Below are 16,538 nucleotides of genomic sequence, written 5' to 3' on the forward strand. Positions count from 1 at the left end.
CGCGCATGAACTGCGCGGGGTTTTCTATTTGGGGGCAAGCACGTGCACATTCGCAACTTAGCCGCGCCGGCGTCTGCATGAGCGATCAACAAACGCTCGACAGTCTGGCTCTGCGTGCCAAGCTCACAAAAGTCTTTGGCTGGAGCTTCGTAGTGCTGGCTGCCTTTTTCGTCGCTCAAATAGGGTACGAGACATTCAAGCCGGACGAGATTGTAGTGATAGCGGGTGGTGAGCAGCCGTCATATCCGATCTGGCCGATTGTCCTCACCGTCGCCACAGCTCTATTTTTTGTATGTGTGCTCGGAATCATGATCTGCTCTCTATTGTGGGTCCACCGGGCGCATTCCAATCTGCGCGAACAGGATCTCGACATCGCTTATTCGCCAGGGTGGGCGGTCGGCAGTTACTTCGTGCCTTTTGTTAATCTACTGGTGCCGTTTCGCGCGATGCGGGAACTCTATAATTACAGTCATGGGGAAATCCCCGAACACGCCCATTCCACGGTAGAAGACGTTTCGACCTGGTGGCTCTGCTATCTCATCGGGCTGGCGCTGAGCTTTGGACTGGTATTCAAAGGAATAGTCGATGCCGCCACCAATATCGTCTTTCTGACGCCCGTATGGATGGAGTTTACGATGATGGCGTTCTCCAACATCACGCTCATCATTTCGGTGATCATGCTGATGAAAGTCATGACAGCGATCACCAGCGCCCAGCAGTCAATGAGCTATGTCGGTAGCGCGTTTGAGTAACCGAACTACTCGTCGATAGCTTTGACGAGGCGGCGCTCGATTGGCGCCAACACACCGGACAATTCGTGCCCGCGTTTCAGCACTTGGCCGTGCTCACCAAACAAAGTCCACATTCCTTGCTTGTTGCGCAGCGCAGGCCGCTTTTCAATCCGCGCTTGCGGTTTCTCTGCAGTACGCTTGAACGCGTCGAACATCGCGCAATCTTTGGTGAAGCCCATCGCGTAATCGCGCCATTCGCCCGCTGCGACCATCCGGCCATAGATATCAAGGATGCGCTGCATCTCTTCCCGCGCAAATGCGACCTGTGCAGGCGGACGGCCGGGAAATGCAATAATTCTGCCGGGAGTATCCGGAATGGATGCCATCAATCACCGGTTCCGCTGCGCGGTGCCGGTTCTTCAGCATCGGACTTCATCGCGGCAAGCTCCGCTTTCATCGCAGCGACTTGCTTTTCAAGCTCGCCAATCCGGCCAGTCCCGCTTTCGATGGCTTCCTCGCACGGTTCATCGCAAGGGGTGCCATAGGGTATGAAGTCTTTAATCCACTCTTCGGCTGGAACCAGCGTGGAACGCGCCTTCAGGCCGATCATCGTCGCACCCTCAGGAACATCATCAGTCACTACCGCATTTGCGCCAATCCGGGCACGCGGTCCAACAGTAATAGGGCCAATGACCTGCGCGCCAGAACCGATAATCACATTGTCTTGGATCGTTGGGTGACGCTTGCCGCCCACGCCATTAGTCGGGTTGGTCCCGCCCAAAGTCACGCATTGGTAGATCGTGACATCATCGCCAATCTCAGCTGTCTCACCCACCACCGTAAAACCGTGGTCGATGAAGAAGTTCTTCCCGATCGTCGCACCGGGATGAATGTCGATTGCCGTCAGAAAGCGTGAGAAATGGTTCACGAGCCGCGCTAGGAAATAAAGGCGTGCGTCGAACAGCCAATGGGCAAGCCTATGAAACCCGAGCGCCAATACGCCCGGGTAAAACAACACTTCCCAGCGAGATCGGGGTGCCGGATCGCGTTCGCGGATCGAGTCCAGATATTTGGTCAAATTACCGAACATGGTCCGATTCTCCCATCATTCTCAACCGGATGCAAGCTGCCTCAGATAAGGCGGGCTTGTTCCGGACCCTGCACTGCTTCCAGCGCATCACGCCAGATGCCCTGCGTTGCTGGTGCCTTACGCTCGAGGCTTAGTCGATCAATCGCCATAACTAGGCGTTCAATCGCAGCAAAGCTCCGTTCGGCACGCGGTACAAGATAGGTAAGCGCGCCCTCACCCAGCGCAAGACCGCGCTGCATAGCAATGCTTTCAATCAGGGAAGCAGCCATGTCATCATCGGGGGTACCGATGGTCAGATGCAGCGCTGCACCCAAACGAGAGCGGAGGTCAGGCAGCGCGATCTCCCACTTTTCCGCATCGCTAATGAGCAAAAGAGGCCGTCCCTCTTCTTGCGCTCGGTTCCAGCGGTGGAACAGATCGGTCTCATCGATAGCATCCGCGCCATCAATCACCTCGCCAGCGCCTTGCGCGGCAAACCACCGGCCTAGGATCGACTTGCCCGAACGTTCTTCGCCGGTAAGGATCGCGGTCTTAAACGGCCATGCGGCGGGATTGCGCAGCGCCTCGATCACTTTCTGATTGGCATTACCCACGACAATCCGTTCCGGATCGGCAGCGCGCTTATGCGACAGTGGCAGAGCAATTTGCGACATATCAGCGCCGTTGTAGCAGGTTTTAGCGGCGAATCGCGAGTGCGTTTGCACCCTGATTGACCGTGAAGCCCCGCGCGCGCAGTGCCGCCGCAAGGCCGCCAATGTCACCGGCATAGCTGACATTCATGACCGAGGTTCCGCCAATCGCGAGACTGCTGGTCGCTGCGCCGCGAACACCCGGGGTTGCGCGCACTGCCGCCAGCGTCGCGTCAATCGCACCCGCATCGGGGCTGGCGAACTGGACGACGTAACTAGAGACAACAGATGCTGCTGGCGCCGCAGGCGTCGGCGTGGATGACGTAGTCGCACTCGGTGTTTCGGTTTCGCCAGCCGCCGCTGCCGCGGCAGCAGCTTGCTCTTGAGCACGCGCCGCACGGCCAATCTCGATCAGGCGCTGAAGCACAGGATCGGTGCCACTGAGACTGACGTTAAGTGTCGGGTTGGGCCGTAACTTACCATCGGCCATGGCTTGTTCAAAAATATCATCGAAACGGCCAACCGCCTCGACAAACATATCGGGCACAGCGCTTTGGCTGTCAGCCTCAAGAGTGAAGCTGTCGAGATAGACATTGTCAGGGCCGTAGCGTGCGGTGAAAGTCCCTTGGACTGGGCCGCCTGGATATTGGTAATCCAGTCGCGCAATCGGCACGAGCACGTCGGCCGCCTCAAATTCGTCGAGGATATTGCGCCACCAGATCCGGCTGCGGCGCCCGGTCTGGCCGTATGTCAGAAGCAGCGAATCTCCGCCCGCTCCTGATGGACGGACATAGTTCACCCGGCTCGAACCGGCTTGATATTCGGCCCAAGCGCGCTGCCATGGGTTGCGTTTTTCGTAGACCAGTTCCGATCCGCCGCTGATCGTTACCGGAATAAGCAGCATCGGCGCAGATTGAGAACGACTTGCATTGCCGCCGAGATAGCGCCCCGCCCGTGCACGATCGAAGATCACACCCAACGTGGCAATGTACCGCTTACCGCCGATGCTCTCACGCTCAATCACAACGGCTGACACCATGGACTGCAGCTGCGAATCAGGCATACGTGGTCCGCCGAGTTTCGCCCACGCATCGCGTTGCGCCTGCCGCCAGCCTCTTTCGCGGGCTGCTTGTGCAGTATCGCCGCGCACATCCACTTTGATCCCGCTAACATCGAGATCGCTGCTGCTGACAATCGCCGCAATGCCGCGATCACCCTCTACCTGAGCGATCAGAACCCGACTGAGCAACATCGCGCAGATCATTGCTGCCAGTACCGCCAGGGTCTGGGCGAAAGCGCGGCTATTGAAGCGGCGCGAGGGGGTCAAAGAGGCGATTGCATGGGCCATCGGGGAAAACTCGGCGCCTTTTGCCCAAACATACATGGAAATCCAAGCGCGAATGACTAAAGCCTGTGGTCATGTCGTCAGAAAATGAATCCGCAGAGAGCTACACCTACGCCAACGCGGGCGTATCCATCGATGCAGGCAACGCATTGGTGAAGGCCATCGGCCCGCTGGTAAAGGCCACCGCACGGCCCGGTGCGGATTCGGAGATTGGCGGATTCGGCGGCTTTTTTGACCCTAAGGCAGCGGGCTATAAAGACCCATTACTGGTCGCCGCGAATGATGGTGTTGGCACAAAACTGAAGCTCGCCATCGATTTTGACCGGCATGATAGTGTCGGAATTGATCTGGTGGCAATGTGCGTCAATGATTTGATAGTGCAAGGTGCTGAACCACTGTTTTTCCTCGATTACTTCGCAACCGGCAAACTCGAAACTGGTGTCGCTGAGCGCGTTGTCGCAGGCATTGCAGGTGGTTGTACCGAGTCCGGTTGCGCGCTGATTGGCGGCGAGACCGCAGAGATGCCCGGCATGTATGGCGAAGGCGATTACGACCTCGCAGGCTTCTGCGTCGGTGCGGTTGAGCGCGGCGAGCAATTGACCGGCGAAAAGGTTACGCCGGATCAGGTTCTTCTCGGCCTAGCCAGCTCAGGTGTGCATTCCAACGGCTATTCTCTGGTCCGCAAGCTGGCCGCTGACAAAGGTTGGGAATTGGATGCGCCCGCGCCGTTTGATAGCGAAAAATTGCTGATCGACGCCCTGATCGAGCCGACGCGTATCTATGTGAAGAGCTTGTTACCCGCGATTCGCAGCGGACGAATTGCCGCACTGGCTCATATTACTGGCGGCGGATTACTTGAGAACATCCCGCGCGTTCTGCCGGAAGGCGCGCATGCAACGGTTGATGCTGGTGCCTGGGAACAGCCCGGCTTGATGGCGTTCCTGCAAGAGCAAGGAAACATCGACCCAGCCGAAATGGCGCGCACTTTCAATTGCGGCGTCGGGATGATTTTGGCCGTCGGGTCGGACCACGTCGATGATCTGACAACTGAACTGCAAGCCGCTGGCGAAACCGTGCTGCGCGTCGGCACTATCGGCGAAGGACCACGCGGTTGCACAGTTCATGGTGCCGCAGGAATTTGGGGCTCCGCCGACGGCTGGAAAGCCGAGCACCTTGCCTGAGAAGGCCCCCGAGAAGGCAAAAGTTGCGGTTCTGATTTCCGGGACCGGCACCAATATGGCGGCGCTCCTTTATGCCAGCCGTCTTCCCAATTCCGCTTTCGACATTGTGCTGGTTGCTAGCAACAAAGCGGATGCGGCAGGCCTAGCGCTGGCTTCGGGCGAAGGCATCGCGACCTCCGCCCATTCGCACAAGGGCATGGAACGCGAAGAGCATGACCAAATCATGGAAAAGGCGGTGCTGGATGCCGGCGCGGAGTACATCATTCTCGCCGGATATATGCGCATTCTCTCGCCAGAATTTACTGAGCGCTGGCACGGGCGGATGCTTAATATCCACCCCTCGCTGCTGCCCAAATATCGCGGGCTGGAAACGCACAAACGCGCGATCGAAGCAGGTGATGCTGTGTCAGGTGCATCGGTCCATCTGGTGTCGAGTGAACTGGATGCGGGCGAAGTTTTAGGCCAGATCGAAGTGAAGATCACCGCTGACGATACGCCGGAAACATTGGCCGAGCGCGTGAAGCTGGCCGAGCATCAGCTCTATCCGCGCGTTGTGAATGACTATGTCGGACGGATATTCGACGCCGATTGGCTGCTCAGCCAAGTCCGCCATCTAGCTTTAGCACTGCCGGAAACTGAAGAACGCCCGAGTCATGGCGCACCTGGCTGGCGCACCGGCGGCAAGAGCGGCAAATATTTCGCCTATTTCAGCGACAAGCACCACGGCGTCGAACATATTGCACTGCTCGCCAAGACCAGTGGACAAGACGAGATGATGGCGCTGATCGACCGCGATCCCGACACATTCTTCAAACCAGCTTTCTACGGAGCTAGCGGATGGATCGGCATCATTCTCAATCGCGCAGGTTGCGATTGGGATCAGGTCGAGCATTGGCTGAAGCGCAGCTGGCAAGCCGTTGCGCCGAAACGCCTGACCAAATTGCTCGACGCTGCTGACGAGTTTTAGGTGCCCCCTCCCCGCACCAGCCTCCTGGCCCGTGCGCCAATCGTCGATACGCTCTCGCGGGGACTCCAGAAGGCATGGGACAAAGGCTGGACCCCGCCGATTGTGTTGGAGCCCCATGTCTTGTGGGAACGCGCGGCAAAGGACCATGAGCCGGAGGATGAATTCAGTCGACGCAGCGCAGAGGATGCAGCCGATTTCCGTGAACGCCTCGACCGGCTGTGTCGTTCGCTGAACGAAGAAGCGCAGCTTAATCCGATGGGCCGAGCATTCGCACATGGCCAGTTGGTCCGGTCGATCAAACAGCGTTTTGCATTGGGCAAGCTGTGGCGCGAACGGCCTGAACTGCTCGAAACTGAACTTGCGCCGCCGATCATCATCGTTGGCCAAATGCGCGCGGGCACCACGCGTGTGCACCGGCTACTAGCCGCCGATCCAGCACATGCCGCCACGCGCTTTAGCGATAGCTGGCATCCTGTGCCGCAAACGCCCGATTTGCGCCCCGTCTGGAGCGGCGCAGCGCTCATCTTCGCTCGCACGCTCAACCCATGGCTGGAAACAATCCATCCGTTCGGCGCAGCACGAGCCGACGAAGAACTTGGCTGGCTGGCCGGCGCATTCGATCACTGCGCCTACGAAGCGCAGTGGCACATTCCCGCCTATGTCGCTTTCAGCGAAGCCGGTGATGCGGCACCGGTTTATCGGGAATTCGCGCGCATCCTGCGCACCGATGCCGCCAATCACGAAAATGCAAACCAACCGCGCGTGATGAAGGTACCGCAATTTTCCGAGGATCTGACCGAGTTACTCGGCCAATTCCCGAATGCTAGAGTCGTAGTCGCCGAGCGCGATGAAGAACCCACAATCCGAAGTTCGGTCTCGCTGGTGGCGAACCAGATGGCCATGCAATCGGACGATGCTGATCTCGATCGGATTGAGGCGGAATGGACCCGCAAAACGCAGCTTCGCAAGGAAAGAACAGCACAGGGGCTAGCCAAGTTTGAAGGATCGGTCGCCCACATAGATTTCGCCGCGCTCGACACGGATTGGGAAAGCGCAATTGCAACAGCCTACAAAACGCTCGACCTGACGCTTAGCGATGCAGCTTTAACAGCGATGCGCGCCGAGCATAGGAAGGCTGGTCGCGCCAAGCACACGAAGCACAAAGAAGATCTGGAAAGCCTGTCCCGGCCGCGGCGTTATTGAGCGGATCAGCCGGCATCGTCGCGCGCGCGATTTACAATCGCAGTAATCTCATCAAGCAGTAACAGACGTTCTTTCTTGAGCGTTTCCATCCGTTCGTCAGAAGCGGCGTCGACCTCCGCGTCAATCCGGTGAATTTCGCGATTCACTGTATGATATTTGTCGGACAACGTGCTGAAATGCCCGCCATTCATTTTCAGGCGATGAAGAATATCGGCATCTTTCGAGAACACTGCACCAAGTTCGTGAGGAGTATGCGCCATAGGGAGTCCTTTCCGGTTATGGCTGTCACTCTCCTACAATCTGCCAGCGCCGACTTTGCGCTAGATCAAAAAAGTGCAAAAACACGAAAAAGCCCCGCCGGATCACTCCGACGGGGCCATAATTCTCTAAACTAAAAGGTCAGTGCGGCCGCTTAGCCGACAATCTCGTCTTCGTTGAAGAAGTACGCGATTTCAATAGCGGCGTTTTCGTCGCTGTCGCTACCATGGACCGAGTTAGCTTCGATGCTTTCGGCCACTTCCTTGCGGATTGTGCCCGGCGCAGCGTCCGCCGGATTGGTCGCGCCCATGATGTCGCGGTTGCGCTGCATAGCGTTCTCACCTTCGAGAACTTGCACAACAACCGGACCGCTGATCATGAAATCAACCAGTTCGCCGAAGAAAGGGCGCTCTTTGTGTACTGCGTAGAAGCCTTCGGCTTGCTCGCGAGTCATCTGGATGCGCTTGGATGCGACAACGCGCAAGCCAGCTTCTTCCAGCATCATAGTGACCTTACCGGTCAGATTGCGCTTGGTTGCGTCGGGTTTGATGATCGAAAAAGTGCGGGTGGCCGCCATGGGAAATTCCTTGATTCTAGATAGGGGATTGAGCTGTTGCGCGCGCCCCTAGCCGCGCTGACGGCGCGCTGCAAGTTTTCCGAGCTGCCTGGCGGGTCGAAGGAACGTTACTCCAAGCCGCGACCGACAGTCATTTGCCCTGTCGTGCCAACATCCTGCGCATTGGCGTTAATCGAGAAAATCAGATCCCCGTCGCCCTTGCCAGCAAGCATTGTGCCTTGCGCGGTTTTCATTTCCATTTCGATCTTTACGCCAGCGGCTTCCGCCTGCTTGCGGTAAAATGCCAACACATCCTCAAGCCCATCATCAGTCTTGAATATGATCATCGAACCCTGTCCATCATTGCGGTTGATGGTCGAGTTGGTCACGACTTCAGCGCCGGGATAGAGAGAGAACCCATCGGGCAGATCAACCGCGACATTGCTCCCGGAGCGAATTTGCATATCGCCGTCTTCTGACTTGATATCAATGCTGGATTCGCCGCTGCTCGTATCGACGGAGTAGTCGACTGTTTCGCCATCTTCGGTTTCGTAAGAGCCGGACCGGTCAGAACCGCAAGCAGCAAGAAGCAGTGACGTCGTGGCGACTAGAATGGTGCGTTTCATGATTAAATCCCTCCAGAACTATGAGAAACTGCAAATCTCGGCGGGAGCTTAGTCAATCGAGCGATGTGAGTCCAAAATCACGCCATCTGCGCCCATTTGCCGCCTTCTTGCTTCCAGAAATTGCGCTCCAAGCCGTCTACATCGCCGAGCGATTTCCAGCATGCACGGGCTTCCTGCAGTCGGTCATCGCCGAAAAGCAAGAAGGCACGGTCGAAGCTATCGATATCATCGCGCCATTTGCCATCGGCGAGCACTACATATTTGGCATCGTTTGGTGCAGACATTCCATTTGAGAGCAGCACCGGCTGACGCGCCTCATGCACGTCACCGGATTTGCCATGTGCCAGAAACGCCTCGGGTGCGGTTTCCCAAAGCTGCTTATCGATACGTTCGAGTTGTTCGGCATCATCAGATACCACCAGCAGCTTCTCGCCTGCATTCTTGGTCGCACGCGCCAGCAGCGGCACAACCAATTCGGCCGGATCGCGGCTAAGCTGATAGAAATCGACGCGCATCAGCTCTTTGCCTCACCCTTCGTTCGTTTGCACCGCTCCGAACAATATCGGACATTATCCCAATCCCGCGCCCATTTCTTGCGCCAGCTGAAGGGCAGCCCACAAGATGCGCAGACCTTGCTCGGCAAATCGCCCTTTTTGCGCATTTTAGGCATGGAATCGTGCCTTACCCCTCGCAATTCTCGCGCACGAAATTATCGATCAAGCGGACTCCGTATCCGGTCGCACCTTTGCCGTGGATTGGACCAGGCTTATCCGACCAAACTGTACCCGCAATATCGCAGTGCGCCCACGGCGTATCGTTCATAATGAAACGTTGTAGGAACTGCGCCGCGGTAATCGAGCCAGCGCCCTTACCGCCGATATTTTGCATATCTGCAATCGGGCTGTTGATTTGCTTGTCGTATGCAGGGCTGAGCGGCAGGCGCCATAGTTTGTCGCCGCTGCTTTTACCCGACGCGAGCAGCTTGTCCGACAGATCATCACTGTTGGAGAAGAGCCCGCCATGCTCGTTACCGAGCGAGATGATAATCGCACCTGTAAGCGTCGCAAAATCGACGATCTGCTTCGGTTCGAACTCGGTTTGTGTCCAATGCAATGCATCACACAGCACCAGCCGCCCTTCAGCATCGGTATTGAGAATTTCGATAGTCTGACCGGACATCGATTCGACAACGTCTCCCGGACGCTGCGCTTTGCCGTCAGGCATATTCTCTACAAGACCAACTACGCCAACGACATTTGCTTTGGCTTTGCGCTTCACTATCGCGAGCATCGCACCAACGACTGCACCCGAACCGCCCATGTCCCATTTCATGTCGCCCATACCGGGTCCTGGCTTCAGTGAGATACCGCCAGTATCGAAGGTAACGCCCTTACCCACAAACGCTGTGGGCTTGTCGCCTTCCTTGCCGCCATTCCAACGGATTGCGAGAATGCGCGAGGGTTGCTCTGACCCGATACCCACGCCAAGCAATGCGCCCATGCCGAGCTCTTCCATCTGATCATCGTCGAGCACAATCAGTTCCGCACCGGTGCCCGCAAACTTCTCTTCGCACCGCTCCACAAAGCTGACCGGGTAAAGGACGTTCGCTGGCTCGGACACTAGATCACGAGTGAACTCAACGCCTTCGGCAACCGCCGTCGCATCAACCCATGCCACTTCAGTGCCCTCTGGAGCGCCCGCCACTATCACTGTTTCAAGCGAAATTTTCTGTTCGTCTTTCAGCTTGGTCCGGTACAAATCATGTCGCCAGCCGCGCAGACGCAGACCGAGCAACACCGACGCAGCCGCGCCGCCGTCCAAACCGCTGTCAGACAAGTCGAGGACCAGTGAAGTTTCGCCGGACGTCATGTATTTTGCAGCGAGGGCCGCTCCGGCTTTCTCAAGATTGGCAGTACGCGCAGCATCGCTTGCCTTGCCTGCGCCAGCGAGTGCAACGCGAACAACCGCGCCGTCACGTTCCACAAAACCTTCGAAACACTGGCCTGCATTGCCTTTGAAACGCGCAGCCTTCGCGCCTTCCACAAGCGATTTTTCCAAGCCAGCAGGTACCGCGCCTTTATCGGCGATATGCGCGACGAGGCGCGCGTCTGAGGGCTGGGTGTCAGTAAAATTGAACTGCATGGGTTCTCCAAAAACTCTATTCTGCCGCGCATTTAGCGCCTGATTGTGTCTGATGCACGATGGCATCAAGGATTGGAATTGCGATTACGCGCGGGCGGTGCGATAGGCAAGCCATGCCGCCGCTGCCTGAATCGCCATTCCATCAGCTCTTAGCGAACCGAATCTCTGCGCCCGGCACGTTGGTGGCGGTTGCCGCTGTGCTATCCGTCGGCACCGCGAACGCGGCCTATGCACAGGACGCCGCGTCGATGGATCCGTCTGTAATGCAGCCGGTCGAACAAACCGAAACGCCTGTTGATTCGCCGCCCCACCAGACCGAGGCAGGGCGAGCAATCGATTTTGAAGCCAATGAACTGGCCTACGATTCCGAGAATGACATCGTCACTGCATCAGGCAATGTCATCCTGCGCAGCGAAGACCGATCGGTCCGCGCGCAGCAGGTGACGTGGAACCGCAAGACCGGACAAATCGTTGCTTCGGGCGATGTCCGGTTCGTCGATGCAGAGGGCAACCAGCTGTATACCAGCCGGATCGAGCTGACCGACGAATTCGAAGCGGGCGCAATGGAAGAGTTGCTGCTTGCATTGCGCGCGGGAGGCCGCTTGGCGGCTCGCGGCGGTGCGCGGCAGGATGATGGCGCCATCATTCTTACCGATGCAGCGTACAGCGCCTGCGCCGTGGCTGATCCCGAAAATTGCGATAAAGACCCGAGTTGGCGCATTACCGCAGACCGCGTCACCTATTCGCCTGACGACCAACAAATCCGTTTCAAAGGTGCCTATTTGGAGCTGTTCGGCGCGCGCTTGCTCCCGCTACCGGGCTTGGCCATTCGCGCTGACGGGGCCGCAGTATCCGGCGTCACCGTTCCCAATTTGCGCGTGTCGGAATCGAATGGAGTCGAAGTACAAGCGGGCTATTACTGGCGCTTGGCCGACAATAAGGATTTGACCGTCGAGGCATCGGTATTTTCGGAAGCGCCTCCGATGGTGTCGGCACAATGGCGGCATCTGACCGACAAAGGTGCGTATCAGATCACCGGCTATGGCACGAGCAGCCGCAGGATCGGTTTAGGGGGCGCGACGCCGACTGCCCAAAACGATCTGCGCGGCTATATATTCGCCAACGGGAAGTTCCAGTTTACACCGAAATGGAGCGTTACCGGATCGGTCAGGCTCGCAACCGACCGCACCTTCCTGCGCCGCTATGATATCAGCCGCGAGGACCGGCTTCGTTCGACAGTCAATGTCGAGCGGATTTCCGACACATCCTATTTCTCGCTCGCTGGCTGGGCGACACAAACGCTGCGCGTGAATGCGGAGCAGGGGCAAGTACCCTTTGCCTTACCTGTGCTGGACTATCGCAAGAGGTTTACCGATCCGTCCGGACTTGGCGGCACGTTGGAACTGCAAGCGAACACGCTCGCCATTACCCGTAACGAGGGGCAAAATACGCAACGCGCCTTTGCAGGTGCACGGTGGGATTTGCGCAAGCTAACCAATCTTGGCCAAGTTGTAACGCTGACAGGGTTGGTGCGCGGCGATGTCTATCACAGCGATAATAACGGTCTGACAGCGACCGCCATCTATCGCGGCAATCCTGGCTGGCAAACGCGCGGTGTCGCCTTGGGTGCAATAGACATGCAATGGCCATTTGTCGGTGAAGCGCTCGGCGGAACGCAGGTCTTTACGCCGCGCGTTCAAATCGTGGCTAGCCCGCCGATCCGCAATTTGGCCGTGCCCAACGAAGATGCCCGCGCAATCGACTTGGAGGACTCCAACTTGTTCGCGCTTAACCGCTTCCCCGGCTATGACCGGGTCGAGGACGGTACACGCATCACCTATGGCTTCGATTGGGAGCTGCAGCGGCCAAGCTGGCGCGCCAAGGCGACTTTCGGTCAATCTTACCGCCTCGACAAAGATCAGGACATTCTGGTTGATGGCACCGGCCTGAGCGAACGCGTTTCCGATTTCGTCGGTCGTACCGAAGTCCGCTATCGCAACTTCCTGCAACTCACTCACCGCTACCGGCTCGACAAAGACAATTTCGCAGTGCGTCGGAACGAGTTCGACGCGACCGTTGGTACCAAGCGCACTTATGCCGAGATCGGTTATCTGCGGCTCAACCGCGATATCGCCGCCGGCATTGAAGATTTGCAGGACCGTGAGGAATTGCGGGTCGCCACGCGCGTAGCATTTGCGAAATATTGGTCTGTGTTCGGATCGGGCGTGCTCAACCTGACCGATTTCGAGGAAGACCCGACCTTGACTTCGGATGGCTTCGAGCCGGTCCGCACGCGCCTCGGCGTCGCTTATCAGGATGATTGCCTAGAAATGGGTCTCACTTGGCGGCGCGATTATGTGACGTCGGGCGATGCGCAGCGCGGCAACACCTTCCAATTCTATTTCGCACTGCGCAACCTAGGCTTCTGAGGCGACTATAATGTCATCTGGCAGAGCTGCACCGATCTTTGGCCCCATATTATTGGCAATGCGCCGCAAACCCGCTATCCGGCGCAGCAATACCGTAGGTTACTCATGTTTGGTTAAGCCAGATTGTGGTCCAACCGGCGGAACCCAAGGCGCGAAGGACGGCGCTGCAAACGGATTATACATGTGATTTATAAGAATTTTTCCAAGGTTTTTGGTGGACTTGCCGCGGCGACTCTCGCGCTCAGTCCAATTGCGCTGCAAGCGCAGACTGTTGGCGGTTCGGGTACGGGATCGACTGGTGGCATCAATATTCCGGACAACATTTCCTTTTTACAAAATAATGACCCGAACAACCGCACCGCAACCGCTGTCGTCAACGGCACCATCATTACAGGCACTGATATTGATCACCGAATGGCGATCATGTTCCCTACCGAGGGTGAGCCAGTGCCGAAGGAGCAGCGTGACTTTCAACGGGCCCAAGTCGTGCGTAACCTCATCGACGAAACCCTACAAATCCAGGCTGCTATCGCACAGGAAATGCCGGTCACGGACGCTGAAGTGAATCAGCGTTATGCACAAGTCGCTTCACAGAATTTTGGTTCCGATCCGTCACAGATGGACACATATCTTCTCGGCTTAGGTTCGTCTCCTGCGTCGTTGAAACGTCAGATTCGCGGTGAAATCGCGTGGACTAATGTGGTCCGTCGCAACGTAACTCCATTCGTAAATGTTTCCGAAGAAGAAGTACGCGAAGAGCTTGCCCGGCGTGAGGCTGAGAAAGGCACCGAAGAGTATCGGATCGGCGAAATCTATTTGAGCGCCACTCCGGAAACGCAGCAGGCCGCACTGGAAAACGCACAGCAAATCGTACAGCAGCTTGAGCAAGGCGGCAGCTTTGTTGCCTATGCGCGGCAGTTTTCCGAATCCTCAACCGCAGCGCTTGGCGGTGACCTTGGCTTCGTAAGGCTGAATACGCTGCCTACAGCTATGTCTGATACGGCACGCCAGATGCAGCCTGGCCAGTTGGTTGGTCCGTTCCAGATTCCGGGCGGCTATATGATCATGTATCTGATCGATAAGCGCCAAATCGGTATGGCTGATCCACGCGATGCCATGCTTAGCCTCAAACAAATTGCGATCAGTTTCCCGGCAGATGCAGATCAAGCGGAGGTGGATGCCCGCGTAGCGACATTCACCGAAGCGCTGCAAACGATGCGTGGCTGCGGTGATGCAGAGGCCGTTGCCTCGACCATCGGCGCGGAAGTGGTCGCCAGCGATATTCGCGTTCGGGCTCTCCCCGAACAGATGCAGAGCGCAATGCTGTCCATGCAAATCGGCCAAACCACCGCCCCCTTCGGCTCGGCAACTGATGGTGTGCGCGTGCTGATGCTGTGCGGCCGTGACGATCCTGTGCAGGTTGGCGGTGCCGATTTCGACACTGTGATGCAGGAGAAAGAAAACGCACGGATCGAGAAACGCGCCCAACGTTATCTCCGCGATCTGCGCAACGACGCTTATATCGAGTACAATTGAGCGCTAAACAGCTTCCGCTCGCCATTTCGCTGGGCGATCCAGCGGGTATCGGGCCGGAGCTGATTGCACGTATCTGGCAAGAACGGCGCGATGTGCTGCGCGGCCAAGCGCCGTTTTTTGTGGTGGGCGGAGCGTCCGTGCTTGATCGGGCACTCGGCCAGCAGGCAACAACGATCATCAGCGATCCTACGGAGACCGCGGCAGCGTTCGGCGATTATTTGCCTGTCCTTGGCGAGGAGACATGCGAGTATCGTCCGGCACAGCCTGATGATGAGGGCGCAGCATTGGCGTTGCACTCTTTGGCAGAGGCAACGCGGCACACATTGCTGGGCAAAGCGTCTGCAGTGGTTACCGCACCCGTTGCCAAAGCACAGCTTGCCAAGGTCGGGTTCGAATATCCGGGGCAGACGGAATTCCTCGCTGATGTATGCGGTCTCAAACCCGATGATGCAGTGATGATGTTAGCTGGCCCGAGCCTGAAAGCTGTCCCGCTGACAGTTCATGTGGCGTTGGCCGATGTTGTAAGGCTTCTCTCGCTAGAGCTGATCCAGCACAAAGCACGCATCACCGCCGCTGCGCTGCGCCGCGATTTCGGAATAGCCAGACCACGCATCGCAATTGCGGGCCTCAACCCCCACGCCAGTGAGGGCGGGAAGTTCGGCTGCGAAGAGCGTGAGATTATCGCGCCCGCTATCGAGGCTCTTCGCGAGGAAGGGATGGATGCCAGCGGCCCCCACCCCGCCGATGCATTGTTCTCGCCCCGCGCGCGCGACGGCTATGACGCAGCGCTGTGCATGTATCACGATCAAGCTCTGATCCCGGTCAAGGCGCTCGATTTTGATCAGGGTGTGAATGTCACGCTTGGCTTGCCAATCATCCGTACTTCACCCGATCATGGCACAGCCTTTGATATCGCTGGCGAAAACATGGCCGATCCCGGCGCGATGGTCGCAGCGATCAGGATGGCCGGAGAATGTGCTGCGCGGCGGACCAATGGATAGTCTTCCTCCTTTGCGCGAAGTGATTGCACGCCACGGCCTCAGCGCGTCGAAAGCGCTTGGCCAGAATTTCCTGTTCGACGAACAATTGCTGGACCGAATTGCCGCAATTCCAGGTGATCTGGATGGAAAAGCCGTGCTGGAAATCGGCCCCGGTCCCGGTGGTTTGACACGCGCATTGCTGCGAGCTGGCGCGCGAGTGACAGCGGTCGAAATGGACGAACGCTGTCTGCCTGCGCTTGCCGAATTGGAGAATATTTTCCCAGGGCAGCTTTCTGTCGTTCACGGTGACGCCATGAAGCTCGATCATGCAGAATTGATGGGCGAGCCATTCGCGGTCGTCGCCAATCTGCCTTACAATGTCGGCACAGCTCTGTTCGTAAACTGGCTCGGTGGCGAAAACTGGCCGCCGCAATGGAGCTCGCTAACGCTGATGTTCCAGCAAGAGGTGGCCAAACGGATCGTCGCAGCGCCGAGCGGGAGCGCATTCGGACGCCTCGCGATCCTCGCCCAATGGCGCAGCGTCGCCAAGCTGGCGATGAAAGTCCACCGCAGCGCTTTCACTCCGCCACCCAAAGTGATGAGCGCGATTGTTCATATTGAGCCAAAGGAAATGCCAGACGGTGTCTCCGCGAAAGTTCTGGAGCAGGTGACAGCGGCAGCCTTCGGCCAACGCCGCAAAATGCTGCGCCAGAGTTTGAAAAGCGTGCCCGGAGCGCTGGAGGCACTGGCTAGGTTGGAAATTGATGAAACGCGGCGCGCGGAGACGCTAAGCGTGAGCGAGTTTGTGAGTTTGGCGAGAACGCTCGCCAGCCTATGAAATTTCCAGAACGCCGTATAGTAAACT

At 57.5% G+C, this 16,538-nt stretch carries 18 protein-coding genes; 8 read left to right on the plus strand and 10 right to left on the minus strand.

Annotation, left to right across the window (positions count from 1 at the left end):
* Window positions 1-77: 77 nt before the first annotated feature.
* On the plus strand, window positions 78-752 hold the full coding sequence (locus J9777_RS07595) for a DUF4328 domain-containing protein (RefSeq protein WP_209348116.1): 675 nt from the start codon (window positions 78-80) through the stop codon (window positions 750-752).
* 5 nt (window positions 753-757) lie between these two features.
* Here the strand turns inward: J9777_RS07595 and J9777_RS07600 are convergent, their stop codons facing one another.
* Genes J9777_RS07600 through J9777_RS07615 form a run of 4 tightly spaced genes read right to left on the minus strand, consistent with a single transcriptional unit; the run spans window position 758 to window position 3,798 of the window.
* Complete coding sequence (locus tag J9777_RS07600) at window positions 758-1,117, minus strand: DUF2794 domain-containing protein (RefSeq protein WP_209348117.1); 360 nt, start codon at window positions 1,115-1,117, stop codon at window positions 758-760.
* The gene (epsC, locus tag J9777_RS07605) at window positions 1,117-1,821 is read right to left on the minus strand and encodes a serine O-acetyltransferase EpsC (protein ID WP_209348118.1); all 705 of its coding nucleotides are present in this window, start codon (window positions 1,819-1,821) and stop codon (window positions 1,117-1,119) included. Before epsC ends, J9777_RS07600 begins: the two co-directional genes overlap by 1 nt.
* 41 nt (window positions 1,822-1,862) lie before the next feature.
* Complete coding sequence (locus J9777_RS07610) at window positions 1,863-2,474, minus strand: DnaA/Hda family protein (RefSeq protein WP_209348119.1); 612 nt, start codon at window positions 2,472-2,474, stop codon at window positions 1,863-1,865.
* A 22-nt stretch (window positions 2,475-2,496) separates the two neighbouring features.
* Entirely contained in the window at window positions 2,497-3,798 is a 1,302-nt protein-coding gene (locus J9777_RS07615; RefSeq protein ID WP_245228539.1) for a heavy-metal-associated domain-containing protein, read from the minus strand.
* 71 nt (window positions 3,799-3,869) lie between these two features.
* Here J9777_RS07615 and purM point away from each other — a divergent pair, with 71 nt between their 5' ends.
* From purM to J9777_RS07630, 3 genes are read left to right on the plus strand one after another with little or no spacing between them, the layout of a single operon-like run.
* Window positions 3,870-4,976 (plus strand): phosphoribosylformylglycinamidine cyclo-ligase, encoded by a 1,107-nt coding sequence (gene purM, locus J9777_RS07620; protein WP_209348121.1) that lies wholly within the window; start codon window positions 3,870-3,872, stop codon window positions 4,974-4,976.
* Window positions 4,969-5,943 carry a phosphoribosylglycinamide formyltransferase gene (gene purN, locus J9777_RS07625; RefSeq protein ID WP_280842171.1) on the plus strand — a complete coding sequence of 325 codons (975 nt, stop codon included), beginning with the start codon at window positions 4,969-4,971 and terminating at the stop codon, window positions 5,941-5,943. Before purM ends, purN begins: the two co-directional genes overlap by 8 nt.
* Window positions 5,944-7,146, plus strand: coding sequence for a sulfotransferase (locus tag J9777_RS07630; RefSeq protein ID WP_209348123.1), 1,203 nt, complete (start codon window positions 5,944-5,946; stop codon window positions 7,144-7,146).
* Between the two features lie 5 nt (window positions 7,147-7,151).
* Here J9777_RS07630 and J9777_RS07635 read toward each other — a convergent pair whose 3' ends face one another.
* From J9777_RS07635 to J9777_RS07660, 6 genes are all read right to left on the minus strand, one after another.
* Window positions 7,152-7,406, minus strand: coding sequence for a DUF465 domain-containing protein (locus J9777_RS07635; RefSeq protein ID WP_209348124.1), 255 nt, complete (start codon window positions 7,404-7,406; stop codon window positions 7,152-7,154).
* Window positions 7,407-7,558: 152 nt separating this feature from the next.
* Window positions 7,559-7,981: a nucleoside-diphosphate kinase gene (gene ndk / locus J9777_RS07640; protein WP_209348125.1), complete on the minus strand. Its 423-nt coding sequence runs from the start codon at window positions 7,979-7,981 to the stop codon at window positions 7,559-7,561.
* Between the two features lie 107 nt (window positions 7,982-8,088).
* The gene (locus tag J9777_RS07645) at window positions 8,089-8,586 is read right to left on the minus strand and encodes a hypothetical protein (RefSeq protein ID WP_209348126.1); all 498 of its coding nucleotides are present in this window, start codon (window positions 8,584-8,586) and stop codon (window positions 8,089-8,091) included.
* Between the two features lie 77 nt (window positions 8,587-8,663).
* Window positions 8,664-9,101, minus strand: coding sequence for a DNA polymerase III subunit chi (locus J9777_RS07650; RefSeq protein ID WP_209348127.1), 438 nt, complete (start codon window positions 9,099-9,101; stop codon window positions 8,664-8,666).
* Entirely contained in the window at window positions 9,101-9,256 is a 156-nt protein-coding gene (locus J9777_RS07655; protein WP_209348128.1) for a DUF2256 domain-containing protein, read from the minus strand. The genes J9777_RS07650 and J9777_RS07655 overlap by 1 nt, the downstream gene beginning before the upstream one ends.
* Before the next feature lie 11 nt (window positions 9,257-9,267).
* Complete coding sequence (locus J9777_RS07660; protein WP_209348129.1) at window positions 9,268-10,728, minus strand: leucyl aminopeptidase; 1,461 nt, start codon at window positions 10,726-10,728, stop codon at window positions 9,268-9,270.
* Window positions 10,729-10,841: 113 nt separating this feature from the next.
* Between J9777_RS07660 and lptD the strand changes: the two genes are divergently transcribed.
* The 4 genes from lptD (at window position 10,842) to rsmA (ending at window position 16,511) form a co-directional block, all read left to right on the plus strand.
* Window positions 10,842-13,157, plus strand: coding sequence for an LPS assembly protein LptD (lptD, locus tag J9777_RS07665; protein ID WP_209348130.1), 2,316 nt, complete (start codon window positions 10,842-10,844; stop codon window positions 13,155-13,157).
* A 183-nt stretch (window positions 13,158-13,340) separates the two neighbouring features.
* Window positions 13,341-14,693, plus strand: coding sequence for a peptidylprolyl isomerase (locus J9777_RS07670; protein ID WP_209348131.1), 1,353 nt, complete (start codon window positions 13,341-13,343; stop codon window positions 14,691-14,693).
* Window positions 14,690-15,694 (plus strand): 4-hydroxythreonine-4-phosphate dehydrogenase PdxA, encoded by a 1,005-nt coding sequence (gene pdxA, locus J9777_RS07675; RefSeq protein ID WP_209348132.1) that lies wholly within the window; start codon window positions 14,690-14,692, stop codon window positions 15,692-15,694. The genes J9777_RS07670 and pdxA overlap by 4 nt, the downstream gene beginning before the upstream one ends.
* The gene (gene rsmA, locus J9777_RS07680; RefSeq protein WP_209348133.1) at window positions 15,687-16,511 is read left to right on the plus strand and encodes a 16S rRNA (adenine(1518)-N(6)/adenine(1519)-N(6))-dimethyltransferase RsmA; all 825 of its coding nucleotides are present in this window, start codon (window positions 15,687-15,689) and stop codon (window positions 16,509-16,511) included. The genes pdxA and rsmA overlap by 8 nt, the downstream gene beginning before the upstream one ends.
* Window positions 16,512-16,538 lie beyond the last annotated feature (27 nt).

The sequence above is a fragment of the Pontixanthobacter sp. CEM42 genome, from assembly GCF_017812015.1.
Taxonomy (GTDB): Bacteria; Pseudomonadota; Alphaproteobacteria; order Sphingomonadales; family Sphingomonadaceae; genus Pontixanthobacter.

Bases quoted from the DNA above. Each gene is read 5' to 3' on its own strand.
- J9777_RS07595 (WP_209348116.1), top strand. From the start codon at position 78: ATGAGCGATCAACAAACGCTCGACAGTCTGGCTCTGCGTGCCAAGCTC.
- J9777_RS07600 (WP_209348117.1), bottom strand. From the start codon at position 1,117: ATGGCATCCATTCCGGATACTCCCGGCAGAATTATTGCATTTCCCGGC.
- epsC (WP_209348118.1), bottom strand. From the start codon at position 1,821: ATGTTCGGTAATTTGACCAAATATCTGGACTCGATCCGCGAACGCGAT.
- J9777_RS07610 (WP_209348119.1), bottom strand. From the start codon at position 2,474: ATGTCGCAAATTGCTCTGCCACTGTCGCATAAGCGCGCTGCCGATCCG.
- J9777_RS07615 (WP_245228539.1), bottom strand. From the start codon at position 3,798: ATGGCCCATGCAATCGCCTCTTTGACCCCCTCGCGCCGCTTCAATAGC.
- purM (WP_209348121.1), top strand. From the start codon at position 3,870: ATGTCGTCAGAAAATGAATCCGCAGAGAGCTACACCTACGCCAACGCG.
- J9777_RS07635 (WP_209348124.1), bottom strand. From the start codon at position 7,406: ATGGCGCATACTCCTCACGAACTTGGTGCAGTGTTCTCGAAAGATGCC.
- ndk (WP_209348125.1), bottom strand. From the start codon at position 7,981: ATGGCGGCCACCCGCACTTTTTCGATCATCAAACCCGACGCAACCAAG.
- J9777_RS07645 (WP_209348126.1), bottom strand. From the start codon at position 8,586: ATGAAACGCACCATTCTAGTCGCCACGACGTCACTGCTTCTTGCTGCT.
- J9777_RS07650 (WP_209348127.1), bottom strand. From the start codon at position 9,101: ATGCGCGTCGATTTCTATCAGCTTAGCCGCGATCCGGCCGAATTGGTT.
- J9777_RS07655 (WP_209348128.1), bottom strand. From the start codon at position 9,256: ATGCCTAAAATGCGCAAAAAGGGCGATTTGCCGAGCAAGGTCTGCGCA.
- J9777_RS07660 (WP_209348129.1), bottom strand. From the start codon at position 10,728: ATGCAGTTCAATTTTACTGACACCCAGCCCTCAGACGCGCGCCTCGTC.
- lptD (WP_209348130.1), top strand. From the start codon at position 10,842: ATGCCGCCGCTGCCTGAATCGCCATTCCATCAGCTCTTAGCGAACCGA.
- rsmA (WP_209348133.1), top strand. From the start codon at position 15,687: ATGGATAGTCTTCCTCCTTTGCGCGAAGTGATTGCACGCCACGGCCTC.